This window comes from Leclercia sp. LSNIH1 (genome assembly GCF_002902985.1).
In the GTDB taxonomy this organism is placed as follows: Bacteria; Pseudomonadota; Gammaproteobacteria; order Enterobacterales; family Enterobacteriaceae; genus Enterobacter.
On the sequence record NZ_CP026167.1, the window covers coordinates 2,612,739 to 2,625,298 of the forward strand.

11 protein-coding genes, 1 tRNA gene and 1 pseudogene are annotated in these 12,560 nt (G+C 56.1%); 8 read left to right on the plus strand and 5 right to left on the minus strand.

Going from position 1 to position 12,560, the window contains the following annotated elements:
- Positions 1-23: 23 nt before the first annotated feature.
- Together hspQ and rlmI are read right to left on the minus strand one after the other, a co-directional pair.
- Positions 24-341 carry a heat shock protein HspQ gene (gene hspQ, locus C2U54_RS12800; protein ID WP_103178965.1) on the minus strand — a complete coding sequence of 106 codons (318 nt, stop codon included), beginning with the start codon at positions 339-341 and terminating at the stop codon, positions 24-26.
- Between the two features lie 60 nt (positions 342-401).
- Entirely contained in the window at positions 402-1,592 is a 1,191-nt protein-coding gene (gene rlmI, locus C2U54_RS12805; RefSeq protein ID WP_103178966.1) for a 23S rRNA (cytosine(1962)-C(5))-methyltransferase RlmI, read from the minus strand.
- 175 nt (positions 1,593-1,767) lie between these two features.
- Between rlmI and C2U54_RS12810 the strand changes: the two genes are divergently transcribed.
- From C2U54_RS12810 to yccX, 3 genes are all read left to right on the plus strand, one after another.
- Entirely contained in the window at positions 1,768-2,325 is a 558-nt protein-coding gene (locus tag C2U54_RS12810; RefSeq protein WP_103178967.1) for a kinase inhibitor, read from the plus strand.
- Between the two features lie 71 nt (positions 2,326-2,396).
- Positions 2,397-3,125 carry a helix-turn-helix transcriptional regulator gene (locus C2U54_RS12815; RefSeq protein ID WP_371816550.1) on the plus strand — a complete coding sequence of 243 codons (729 nt, stop codon included), beginning with the start codon at positions 2,397-2,399 and terminating at the stop codon, positions 3,123-3,125.
- Positions 3,126-3,186: 61 nt separating this feature from the next.
- Positions 3,187-3,468 carry an acylphosphatase gene (yccX, locus tag C2U54_RS12820; RefSeq protein ID WP_103178969.1) on the plus strand — a complete coding sequence of 94 codons (282 nt, stop codon included), beginning with the start codon at positions 3,187-3,189 and terminating at the stop codon, positions 3,466-3,468.
- Here the strand turns inward: yccX and tusE are convergent.
- Entirely contained in the window at positions 3,465-3,794 is a 330-nt protein-coding gene (gene tusE / locus C2U54_RS12825; RefSeq protein ID WP_103181060.1) for a sulfurtransferase TusE, read from the minus strand. The two genes, yccX and tusE, sit on opposite strands and share 4 nt — an antisense overlap.
- 86 nt (positions 3,795-3,880) lie before the next feature.
- A complete protein-coding gene (yccA, locus tag C2U54_RS12830; protein ID WP_103178970.1) occupies positions 3,881-4,540 on the minus strand; it encodes an FtsH protease modulator YccA in 660 nt (219 codons plus the stop codon).
- A gap of 267 nt (positions 4,541-4,807) precedes the next feature.
- Here yccA and C2U54_RS12835 point away from each other — a divergent pair, with 267 nt between their 5' ends.
- The 5 genes from C2U54_RS12835 (at position 4,808) to C2U54_RS12855 (ending at position 11,602) form a co-directional block, all read left to right on the plus strand.
- Positions 4,808-6,436 (plus strand): ABC transporter substrate-binding protein, encoded by a 1,629-nt coding sequence (locus C2U54_RS12835; RefSeq protein WP_103178971.1) that lies wholly within the window; start codon positions 4,808-4,810, stop codon positions 6,434-6,436.
- 145 nt (positions 6,437-6,581) lie between these two features.
- Positions 6,582-6,669 (plus strand) — tRNA-Ser (locus C2U54_RS12840).
- A 228-nt stretch (positions 6,670-6,897) separates the two neighbouring features.
- Positions 6,898-8,895: a BCCT family transporter gene (locus C2U54_RS12845; protein WP_103178972.1), complete on the plus strand. Its 1,998-nt coding sequence runs from the start codon at positions 6,898-6,900 to the stop codon at positions 8,893-8,895.
- A 232-nt stretch (positions 8,896-9,127) separates the two neighbouring features.
- Positions 9,128-9,493 (plus strand): hypothetical protein, encoded by a 366-nt coding sequence (locus tag C2U54_RS12850; protein ID WP_103178973.1) that lies wholly within the window; start codon positions 9,128-9,130, stop codon positions 9,491-9,493.
- Between the two features lie 12 nt (positions 9,494-9,505).
- Positions 9,506-11,602: a pyrroloquinoline quinone-dependent dehydrogenase gene (locus tag C2U54_RS12855; protein ID WP_103178974.1), complete on the plus strand. Its 2,097-nt coding sequence runs from the start codon at positions 9,506-9,508 to the stop codon at positions 11,600-11,602.
- A gap of 63 nt (positions 11,603-11,665) precedes the next feature.
- Here the strand turns inward: C2U54_RS12855 and C2U54_RS12860 are convergent.
- Positions 11,666-12,522: pseudogene (locus tag C2U54_RS12860) on the minus strand (alpha/beta hydrolase family protein).
- Positions 12,523-12,560: the final 38 nt, after the last annotated feature.

Here is a 12,560-nt window from a genome sequence, read left to right on the forward strand (position 1 = left end):
AGCCGTGGGCTACCGGGTTTTCATTAGTTACGCAGGCGCGGCGCCTGCAACTGTTTGCGGATCGTTTGCGCCAGTTCATCCATCGATGGCTGTTCAGGATGTTCATCCTGCTGTTCGCTACTTAACTGGGCTTCGGCAAGATAGGTATGCACGGCCTGGCCATCGTCATCTTCCATCACCACGTGGTACCAGGGCGCGGCGCGGAGTTCTGCATTCACCGCCAGCTCATCCACTGACGGCTCGTCGAGAGAATATTCCGGGTCGATATCCACGACCACACCCAGATAACCTAACAGGGAATGGCGGACCTGCTGGCCGATACCGAATTTGCTGGCATTCATAGTCACCTCCCGGGAAACGTTACTTACACTATAGGTGTGGGCAACATTCCACTTTTCAAGTTACATGATGCGACAGGCAAATCCTTTCAGATACAGCCCTTCCGGATAGGTAGCGATCACCGGATGATCGGCCGCCTGACGGAACTGCTCTATAAATTGTACATCACGACCAGCATCTACAGCGGCATCCGCGATAATTTTCTGGAATAATTCGGTGGTCATCAGGCCGGAACAGGAGAAGGTCAGCAACACTCCGCCCGGGTTAAGCAGCTGGATGGCGAGCATATTAATGTCTTTATACCCACGGCAGGCGCCCATCAGCTGGTTTTTATTTTCCACGAACTTCGGCGGATCCATGACGATCACGTCAAACGTCTCGCCCTGGTCGCGGTATTTGCGCAGCAGCTTAAAGACGTCATCGCGCACAAACTCAGCTTTACTGAGATCCAGCTTGTTCAGCTCGACGTTCTGCTTCGCCACGTCCAGCGCTTCCTGGGACGTATCCACGCTCACCACCTGACGACATCCGCCCATCAGCGCCGAAACCGCAAAACCGCCGGTATAGGAGAAGCAGTTCAGCACGCGCTTGTCGGCAACGTACTGGCGTGTTGCCAGACGGCTGTCGCGCTGATCGAGGTAGTAACCGGTTTTGTGGCCGCCCTGAATATCCACCAGCAGTTTCATGCCGTGCTCTTCGATAGGCAGCAGGGCAGGTGGCAGTTCGCCCGTTACCGGACCCTGGGTCAGTTCCATGCCCTCTTTTTTACGCACCGCGACGTCGCTGCGATCGTAAATGGCACACTCAGGGAACAGCGTCAGCAGCGCGCTGATTAACGCCGCGCGTTGATACTCCGCCCCCGCGCTTAGCAGCTGCAGCACCAGGAAATTGCCAAAACGGTCGATGGTCACGCCTGGCAGACCGTCGGATTCACCGGCGATCAGACGATAGCTGTCCAGCCCGTCGCGTTTTGCCAGCCAGTCGCGCCACTGCTGCGCCTGCTGCAGGCGACGGACAAAGAAGTCGATATCGATGGATTCATCTTTATCAAACGTCCAGACGCGCGCCCGGATCTGGGACGCAGGCGAGTATGCGCCGCGCGCTAACCATTTACCCTGGTGGTCAACGATATCGATGGTTTCACCGAGGCTGGCTTTGCCTTCCATACAGGCAACTGCACCGGAGAAGACCCAGGGATGGCGGCGCAGCAATGATTTCTCGCGCCCTTTGGCTAACACTAAACGTACACTCATAATTTTCTGTTCTGTCGATTCCAGGGAAATGGCGCGTAGAGTAGCACAGATGGTCAGTGGCAATCATCTGCGGACACTATTGAGCGTTTCGGCACATTTTAAAATCGCTCAGGCACATTATGAATTCGTCGTGAGCTTTACAGTGAGGTTTCCGGTTCAGCAAAAGGAAACCACAATGAAAAAGCACATTGCCATCGCCGTCATTACGCTGGCGACAATCAGTTTTACTGCGTCTGCGGCGTTGCCGTTTAGTCTCAGCAGTCAGGATATCGCCGATGGCCACCCCTTAACGCAACAGCAGGTTTTTACTGGCTTTGGCTGCAAGGGAGGAAATGCCTCGCCACAGCTGGCCTGGCAGCATCCCCCGGCTGGCACAAAAAGTTTTGCCATCACGGCCTACGATCCAGCCGCCCCCACGGGCAGCGGCTGGTGGCACTGGACCCTGGTCAATCTTCCCGCTCACACGCTGAGCCTGCCCGCTGGCGCCGGAAAAACGGACAGCGATAAATTACCCGCAGGGGCGGTGCAGGGGCGGAACGATTTCGGGTATGCTGGCTTTGGTGGGGCGTGTCCGCCGGAAGGGGATAAACCGCACCCCTATCAGTTCACCGTCTGGGCGCTGAATGTGGATAAACTGCCAATCGACAGTAATGCCAGCGGCGCGCTGGTCGGTTTCATGCTCAACAGCCATGTACTGGTTAAAGCGCAATTAACCGCAACATACGCACGATAAAAGGTGGTCCGGTGCAGGATTTTCATTTTCAACATAATCATCTGACAGCGGCTGAGGTCAATGCCAGCAAGATGCATCGCCTGCACCACGTAAAGCTTTTTTACCCGGCCATTTGCCATATTACACACGGCAGCAAGGTGATTATTCAGGATGAGCGGCGCTTAGTGGCGACGCCGGATGAGCTAATCATTATTCCGGCGAATACCCCAATGGAGATCATTAATCAGCCCGCGCAGGAGCTGTTTCATTCCGATCTGCTGCTGTTATCCCCCGACATTATCGCCGAGTTTAAAACGCGCTACCTGCAATCCTGGCCGCGCGCCAGAACGGACTCGTTGTGTGCTCCGCTCAGCGAAGGGCTGGTCTTTATGTGGAGCAATCTGCTGCATGCGGTGCGGCACGGTTTTCCGGAAGAGCTGCAAAAGCATCAGGCCTTCGGGCTCCTGCTGGCGCTGCTGCATGATGGGGTGGCAGGGCCGCTGCTTATCGAGAGAAATATCAATCTTACCGAGCAGGTACGGCATTTCATCATGGTGTCGCCCGGTAAGGCATGGACCGCGCAGGAGATCGCCAGCCGTCTGGCCGTAAGCGTACCCACCTTGCGCCGACGCTTACGGGAAGAGTCGCAAAGTTTTCGCCAGATTGTGGAGGAGGTACGCATGGCGGTAGCGCTCTCGCAGCTACAGTCGACCCGCCTGCCCATCGGCGAGATCGCCATGCAGTGCGGGTACCTGTCCAGCTCGCGTTTCACGGCCCGTTTCCGCCAGCATTACGGCTGTTTGCCCAAAACGCTACGCTAAACCTGGAGCCATAATTTGCTATTCTTTGGGTTCAGGTCAGGCATGGATAAGGGGAGGGAGTATGGCAAATGTCTGCATCATCGCGTGGATTCACGGCACGGTTCAGGGTGTGGGCTTTCGTTACAGCACGCAGCGAGAAGCCACGGAGCTGGGGCTGACCGGTTACGCGCGTAATATGGATGACGGAAGCGTCGAAGTGGTGGCCTGCGGCGAGGCGGAACAGGTCGATAAACTGCTCGCCTGGCTTAAGGCGGGCGGGCCGCGCATTGCACGGGTTGAAAAGGTTCTGTCAGAACCGCATCAACCCGGCCGGGAATACGTGAACTTCGGTATTCGCTATTAAATGCACTTCACGGGCTTAGGCAGACCGGCGATTTTGGTTGCCTGTTTTGCCGGGCCTTTCGGGAACAGACGATAGAGGTAGCGGCTGTTGCCTTTCTCCTCGCCATACTTATTGGCCATCGCTTTCACCAGCATGCGGATGGCGGGAGAGGTGTTAAATTCCAGATAGAATTCGCGCACAAAGCGCACCACTTCCCAGTGCTCTGGCGTCAGGGCAATAGACTCTTTTTCGGCGATAATCGCCGCCAGCCCTTCGCTCCACTGGCTGGTCTCTTTCAGATAGCCTTCGCTATCGGTCTCAATCTCTTTACCTTCAAAGTTCAGCATAATCATCACGGAATTATCGAAAACCGCGACAGTTTACCAAAAAAGAAAGCCCCGCATAAGCGGGGCTGGTTATAGAGCACTGTCGGTTAATCGCGGCTGGCGAAGCCCAGGATGCTCAACAGGCTGACGAAGATGTTGTACAGCGATACATACAGGCTCACGGTAGCGCGGATGTAGTTCGTCTCACCGCCATGAATGATGTTGCTGGTTTCCATCAGGATCGCCCCGGAGGAGATCAGGATGAACACGGCGCTGATAGCCAGGTGCAGAGCTGGCAGCTGCAGGAAGATGTTCGCCACCATACCGATCAGCACCACCACGATGCCCGCCATCAGCATACCGCCAAGGAAAGACACGTCCTTGCGGGTGGTCAGCACATAGGCAGAACAGCAGAAGAAGACCAGTGCTGTCCCCCCCAGCGCCAGGCCGATCAGATCGCCCATACCGGCAGACAGGTAGGTGTTAAGCATTGGCCCCAGGATGTAGCCCAGGAAACCGGTGAAGGCGAACGCCGACAAAATACCTACCGGCTTGTTAGCCGTTTTGTAGGTCAGGAACATCAGACCATACATACCGACCAGGGTCAGGATCAGCCCCGGCGATGGCAGCATCAGTACGGTGCTGGCGGTGGCCGTCAGCGCGGAGAAGGCCAGCGTCAGGCTGAGCATAAAGTAGGTATTGCGCAGCACCTTGTGGGTGCTGAGCAGCGATGTGCGGTCGCGTGAAGAACTAATAATACGATCCATGAGTCACTCTCTTATGACAGATGTAATTGACGGCAAGAATAGAAAACGACGCGCCGGTTATAAAATGGTTTTACCCATCTTTACTCAGCATCTTAGGTATTGAGGTAGCATGAAATGTTTCGCAATGCGCTCAATGCAGCACGAACCCCGGTTTGTCAGGATTAATCAGATCAAGCTCTTATAGGTCACTGAAATATATTGCCTTATTCCAGCCCCAGCGCTAAGAGTTATTTTGCATCGTCAAAACTAAACTATAAGGCGAAGGACATGAAACCCTCATCACAAGCAACATTTACCCTCTCTTTACTGACGGCAGGCATCCTGTGCGCAAGCACAACGGCGTTCGCCGCCAGTGTACCGGCAGGAACAGAGCTGGCAGAGAAGCAGGAACTGGTCAGGAATAATGGCAATGAGCCGGCATCGCTCGATCCGCATAAAGTCGAAAGCGATGTCGAATTCAATATTATCAGCGATATATTCGACGGGCTGGTAAGCGTCTCGCCGCAAGGTGAGATCCAGCCGCGGCTGGCCGAGAAATGGGAGAACAAAGACAACACCGTCTGGACCTTCCATCTCCGTCCGGGGATTACCTGGAGTGACGGTACAGCGATTACTGCCCAGGACGTAGTCTGGAGCTGGCAGCGGCTGGTGGACCCCAAAACCGTCTCGCCGTATGCCAGCTTCCCAGGCAACATGCATATGGTCAACGCCACCGATATCGCCGAGGGGAAAAAAGCCCCTGATACCCTGGGGGTGAAGGCGCTGAACGACACCACTCTGGAAGTGACGCTGGATCAGCCCAACGCGGCATTTCTTGCCATGCTGGCGCACCCGTCGCTGGTGCCGGTGGATAAGGTCCTGATTGGTCGCTACGGCGATAAATGGTCCAGGCCGGAGCACTTTGTTGGCAGCGGGGCCTATACCCTCAAGCAGTGGGTGGTCAACGAGCGGATCGTCGCCGAGCGCAACCCGCGCTACTGGGACAATGCCCATACGGTGATCAACAAGGTGACTTATCTGCCCATCACCTCCGAAGCCGCCGACGTGAACCGCTACAGGGCGGGTGAAATCGATATCGCTTATACGCTGCCTATCAACCAGTTCGCGCAGCTGCAAAAAACGCTGGGCAAAGAGGTGGATGTTTCCCCGCAGCTGGCAACCTACTACTACCAGTTCAATACCTCCCGGCCGCCGTTTAACGATCCGCGCGTGCGCAAGGCGCTGAACCTGGCGCTGGATAAAGAGATTATTGCCGGGAAGGTGCTGGGGCAGGGGCAACGTCCGGCCTGGGTGATTAGCCAGCCGGATATCGGCGGGGTGAAACTGAAAAATCCGGATTACGCCAGCTGGCCGATGGATAAACGCATCGCCGAAGCGAAAAAACTGCTGAACGAAGCAGGCTTTAACGACGGCCACCCGCTCAGCTTTAATCTCCTGTATAACACCTCGGAGTCACACCAGCGGATTGCCATTGCCGTCAGCTCGATGTGGAAGAAAAACCTCGGCGTGGAGGCGAAGCTGCAAAACCAGGAGTGGAAAACGATGCTGGACACCATGCATACCCACAACTTTGACGCGGTGCGCTACGCCTGGATCGCCGATTTCGACGATGCGGCGACTTTCCTGAATAACTTCCGTACCGGTGACAGTCAGAACACCAGCCAGTACAGTAATGCGGCCTATGACGAGGCGCTGGCTAATGCCGCGAAGGCGAAAACCACCGCCGAGCGCGGGGCATTTTACCAGCAGGCCGAAGATCTGCTGGCGCGGGATGTCCCGGCTATTCCGGTCTATCACTACGTGCGCACCCATCTGGTGAAGCCGTGGGTGGGCGGATTTACGCCGGATAAGCTGGGGTACTACTTCACCAAAGATATGTATGTCAAAAAACACTGAGCAGTCAGCGCGTGATTTTGTGCTGATAAAATGGTCAGGGTGTTGGCTATTCAACCGATTAACCGCATTTTGACTATTTTTCAGGCGAACGATCGCGGGCACGCTTTACAGGGCGCAAGGAGCTGTTTATAGTTCGCCTCATTCTGGAAGTGTGGCCGAGCGGTTGAAGGCACCGGTCTTGAAAACCGGCGACCCGAAAGGGTTCCAGAGTTCGAATCTCTGCGCTTCCGCCAGATTAGATAAGCCCTGCGATAGCAATATCGCGGGGCTTTTTCTTTTGTCGTTTTACCTGTCCGATGACATTATGTCAGCCAACTAAAGACCCGATCTCAATAAATTAAACCCAGTAATCACAAGGAGATAATCCGATGACAATGTCATCAGCACCTGCATAAGCAGCGTAAATTTGCTAACCTCAAAGAGGTGATTCCTCACATCCGGATTAATGGAATAGATAAAATATGAGTGAAAATAACACCATCCCCCAGAAGTCTGAAAGCAAGATTAACAAAGCGGTATTCTATACATCTGCTTTGTTAATTTTCCTTCTCGTTGCTTTTGCAGCGATTTTTCCTGACGTAGCTGACAAAAATTTTAAACTGCTACAGCAGCAAATATTCACCAACGCCAGCTGGTTCTACATCCTGGCGGTCGCGCTGATCTTACTCAGCGTGACCTTCCTGGGGTTGTCGCGCTACGGCGATATCAAACTTGGCCCCGATCATGCCCAGCCCGATTTCAGCTATCACTCCTGGTTTGCCATGCTCTTTTCAGCGGGTATGGGGATCGGCCTGATGTTCTTCGGCGTGGCCGAGCCGGTTATGCACTATCTCTCTCCACCGGTAGGTACGCCCGAGACCGTCACCGCCGCGAAAGAGGCGATGCGGCTGACCTTCTTCCACTGGGGGCTTCATGCATGGGCTATCTACGCCATTGTGGCGCTAATCCTGGCCTTTTTCAGCTACCGGCACGGCCTGCCTCTGACGTTGCGCTCGGCGCTTTATCCCATTATTGGCGACAAAATTCATGGTCCGATAGGCCATGCCGTTGATATTTTTGCCGTTATCGGTACCGTTTTTGGGGTGGCGACCTCGCTGGGTTATGGCGTGCTGCAGGTGAACGCCGGGCTCAATCATCTCTTCGGGGTGCCCATCAACGAAACGGTGCAGGTTATCCTGATCGTGGTCATCACCGGGCTCGCGACAATTTCCGTGGTCTCCGGGCTAGACAAAGGCATTCGTATCCTGTCCGAGCTTAACCTGGGGCTGGCGTTACTGCTGCTGGCGCTGGTACTGTGCCTGGGGCCCACCGTGCTGCTGCTGAAATCCTTCGTGGAAAACACCGGCGGCTATCTCTCCGAGCTGGTGAGTAAGACGTTCAACCTTTACGCCTACGAGCCAAAATCCAGCAACTGGCTGGGTGGCTGGACGCTGCTCTACTGGGGCTGGTGGCTCTCCTGGTCACCGTTTGTCGGGATGTTTATCGCCCGCGTCTCCCGCGGCAGAACCATCCGTGAATTCGTCACCGGCGTGCTATTTGTTCCCGCGGGCTTCACGCTGATGTGGATGACCGTCTTCGGCAACAGCGCGATCAATCTCATCATGCGCGAGGGGGCAACCGATCTGGCGAATACGGTGCAGCAGGACGTTGCGCTGGCGCTCTTCAACTTCCTTGAGCACTTCCCGTTCTCGTCTGTGCTGTCGTTTATCGCCATGGCGATGGTCATCGTCTTCTTTGTCACCTCGGCCGACTCCGGGGCGATGGTGGTGGATACGCTGGCATCCGGCGGCGAGGCCAATACTCCCGTCTGGCAGCGCATTTTCTGGGCCGCGCTGATGGGCGTGGTGGCGATTGCGCTGCTGCTCGCGGGTGGGTTAAGCGCGCTGCAAACCGTCACCATCGCCAGCGCGTTACCGTTTTCCATCATCCTGCTGATTTCCATCTACGGGCTGCTCAAAGCGCTGCGTCGGGATTTAACCAAACGCGAGAGCCTGAGCATGGCGACCATTGCGCCGACCGCGGCCCGCAATCCTATTCCGTGGCAGCGTCGTTTACGCAACATTGCCTATCTGCCAAAACGATCGCTGGTGAAACGCTTTATGGACGAAGTCATCAAACCGGCGATGATCCTCGTGCAGGAGGAGTTGAGCAAGCAGGGCACGGTGAGCCGAATCAGCGATGCCTCCGACGATCGTATTCGTCTTGAGGTGGACTTAGGCAACGAACTGAACTTCCTCTATGAGGTGAGGCTGCGGGGCTATAACTCTCCGACCTTTGCCCTGTCGGCGATAGACAACGACGAACAGCAGGCGGAGCAACACCGATACTATCGTGCGGAAGTCTACCTCAAAGAAGGGGGACAGAATTACGACGTGATGAGCTGGAACCAGGAGCAGCTGATCAACGATATTCTCGACCAGTACGAAAAGCATCTGCACTTCCTGCATCTGGTTCGTTAACATCATTATGCCGCCTCCTCAGGCGGCATTTTTTATGCCCAACTACGCGGCTATGCCGTGTTTGCACGCCCCCTTTAAAATCCTTCTTCTATACTCAGTTACGTTTAGTGATCTATGCCGCTGTTTTTCTTACTGCCTGAGTTTTTCGCTATTGCCCATGCAAGTCGCAGCCGCATAAATCCACGAGCCTGAATTATTGGTTAATTTTGTTTTGATAGGGGGAGTTCCTGGTATGTTACATTCTCAATCCTCCCGCGCTGGCACGATATTGCTGCTGCTGGCTGCGGTCATTGGCGTCGCGGTGGCGTTATACGCCTGGCTGACGCCTCTTACCGGCGTTACCGATACCATCGGTGCGCTGGGCGTCGCCATTGCCAGCGCGGTACTGGCGGTACTGACCTTGATGTTACGTGCCGCATCTGGTCGTGGGGCGCGTATCTTTCTGGTTATCGTCACCCTCGTGGTACTCATTGGTATTGGGTTCGCCGCCGCGCTGCTGCACCAGTACATCATTACTGCAGCGATGGTGGTCGGCCTGATTGGTCTGATTATGCTGAGCAGCAAGCCCGTTCACCACAATACCCGCGTCAGAGCCTGAGGAGTCCCACCCGTGTATAACGATAAACACTACCCCTTTATGAAAGTCAGCATGACGGCGCTGGCGCTGCTGATCGCGCCACTCTCTGTGCAGGCGCAGGAGAAAGCCACTGAGGCCTCTCAGGGAACGCAAGAAGAGCTCAACGTGGATGCAGCGGATCAGCAGGCGCCGGGAACCACCAAAACCACCGATGAAGCCTCTACCGGGCAGAGTGAGGGACAAAAAGTGGCTTCGGCTGAGCAACCAGCGACCCCGCTGGTGCCCTCTGCCGCCACCTGGGACAGCTTCCACGGACAGCTTAACGCGCAGAAATACAGCCCGTTGACCCAGATCACGGCGGAGAACGTCGGTAAATTGACCAAAATCTGGGAGTTCCATACCGGCGACGTGTCGGATGGTAAAGGCGACACCCCTGCAACCGTCTGGTCAGCAACGCCCATTTTTGCTAACGAGACGCTCTATATCGGTACCCCTTTCGATCGCCTGATTGCGCTGGATCCGGGCACCGGGAAAGAGAAGTGGCACTACGACACGAAGTCTTCGCGTAAAGCGCTAACCCAGCCGGTGCTGAAAAACCGCGGCGTCTCCTACTGGCAGGCCAAAGAGCCGGTCGCCGGTGAAGCCTGTCAGAAGATCGTCTATATGGGCACCGTGGACGGCAAGCTCTTTGCGCTGGATGCCGATTCAGGCAAACCCTGTACCGGTTTTGCGGACAACGGCGTGCTGGATGTGAATCAGTGGAACACCGTTAACGCCAAATTCCCGCTCTCCATCCTGCAACCGCCAACGGTGGTGGGTAACCACCTGCTGGTGGGCTGGGCCGGCAAAGACTGGGCTTATGCCGAAGCACCTCCGGGCACCGTATTTTCTATCAATGCCCAGACCGGCGAGCGGGAATGGTCCTTCGAGGCGATCCCGGAAGAGATTCGCCAGCGCACCGGGACGGCCAACGTCTGGACGCACATGTCTGCCGACGAGGCCAACGGCCTGGTTTATCTGCCGGTCTCCTCTCCGTCGCCTAACTACTGGGGCGGTAACCGTGTAGATGCGATCCCGCTTGGCACCTCGACAACCGCGCTGGATATCAATACCGGTAAAGTGGTCTGGTCCCGCCAGTGGGTGCATCACGACGTGTGGGATTACGATATCAACTCCGCGCCAACGCTGATGGATATCACCGTAGACGGCAAGCAGATCCCGGCTCTGGTTCAGGCCACCAAGCAGGGCTTCCTGTTTGTGGTTAACCGCCTGACGGGGGAGGACGTCTGGCCTATCGAGGAGCGTCCGGTGCCGCAGGGCGACGGTTCAGTGCAGGGGGAAAAACTTTCGCCAACCCAGCCGTTCCCGACCAAACCTGCGCCGCTGCTCGATCAGTCGAAAAAGCCGGAGATCTGGAAGCTGGCCGATATGGTGGGTGCCGGTCAATGTTCCCGCCTGTGGGATAACCTGACCTATGAGGGGATGTACACACCGCCTACCGCCAAAGGCGAGGGGGCGCTGACCTATCCGGACAGCGCCGGTGGCGTGCAGTGGGGCGGGGTGGCGTTCGATCCGAATAAGCAGATCGCTATCGTCAACACCTCGCATATCGTGCAGTACGTGAAGCTCTACAGCCGCGAAGATTACGATAAAGCCGATAAAACTGCCGGTAACGAGAGCGGCTTTGCACCGCAGGAAGGCGCGCCTTACGGCATGCGTCTGCTGGTGGCCAATAACTGGCTGGGCATGCCGTGCTGGAAACCACCGTTTGGTGAGATCGTCGCGCTGGATATGCATACGGGTGACGTGAAGTGGCGTCGTCCGGTTGGCGCCTCGCAGCAGTACGGCTTCTTTATGCCGGAAAGCTGGGGCTCCCCAACCATCGGCGGACCGGCTATCACCGCGGGTGGCGTGATCTTCATCGGTGCCTCTATGGACGCCAAAGTACGCGCTTATTCCGTGGAAAGCGGTGAAGAGCTATGGTCCGATCAGGTTGAAGCCCCGGCTGTGGCGAACCCGTCGGTCTATGAGTACAAAGGGCGTCAGTATGTGGCGTTTGTCGCGGGCGGGAATACGATCCTGAAGGATCAGGTAGGCGACCAGGTTGTCGTTTACGCCCTGCCTGAATAATTCCTCGACGCGCAATGTCATCATAATGGGGCCTGCGGGCCCCTTTTTATATTCACTGCTCGCTCAATCTGGGCACTGACTCGCCAGCCATTGTCCGACAATGGGCCATAATGTTTCCGCACAGCGCGTGCGGAAAAACCCCATATGCCCCACGCCGGGCAGGCAAAATCCGCATGACGGATCTCGCGGCGGTCGATTTTTGCGTTTTTGACCGGCTCTATCAGGCGCGTAATGGCCTCAGGATTAGCCCACGGATCGTCGTCAAACCCCATAACCATCAGAGGGAGCCTGACCTCAGCCGCTCTTCGACGCGCATCCCAGTCAGGATCGTCGTAGAAGTAACCCGGCATGGCGCTCCAGCGCCCCCACTGCCGCATGACAGGCGCCGGTAAATCTTCTCCCAGCCCGAGGCGTTTTGCCGGCATATAACCAAATATACGGCAGAGGAGTGGACCGAGAACGCGCAGCAAGCACCAGACGCGCACTTTTTCCGCCGTCTGTTTTATGGAGCGGGTCACCCCGGCGTGGGATGCCACAATGACCGCAGCCTGAAGATGCCGGGTAGCCGTCGACAGCAGAACGGCGTGCCCACCCACGCTGTGCCCAACAGCCAGCAGGCTAAGATCGGGGAAACGTGACCTGGCCCAGGCCGTAATGCAGCCCACATCCTGTTCGATCCAGTCTGACATGGAGACATTGCAGCTGCGGAGCATCCCCGACGTTGAACGACCTGTACCCCGAAAGTCATAGGTCAGGACGCTGAATCCATACTCGTAAAGATACTCAGCAAAACGCTGATAAAATTCCTGCACAACCGCTGTCGCGGGGTGAAGGATAACCAGCGCGCGGGCATCTTCTCTCTCCCAAAGCGTGGCAGCGAGAGAGTCGCCTTCATTTAGCGGTATCATCATTGAATGCATAGGTAAACCTTGGTTGAGTGGTCATACCAGTTATGAAT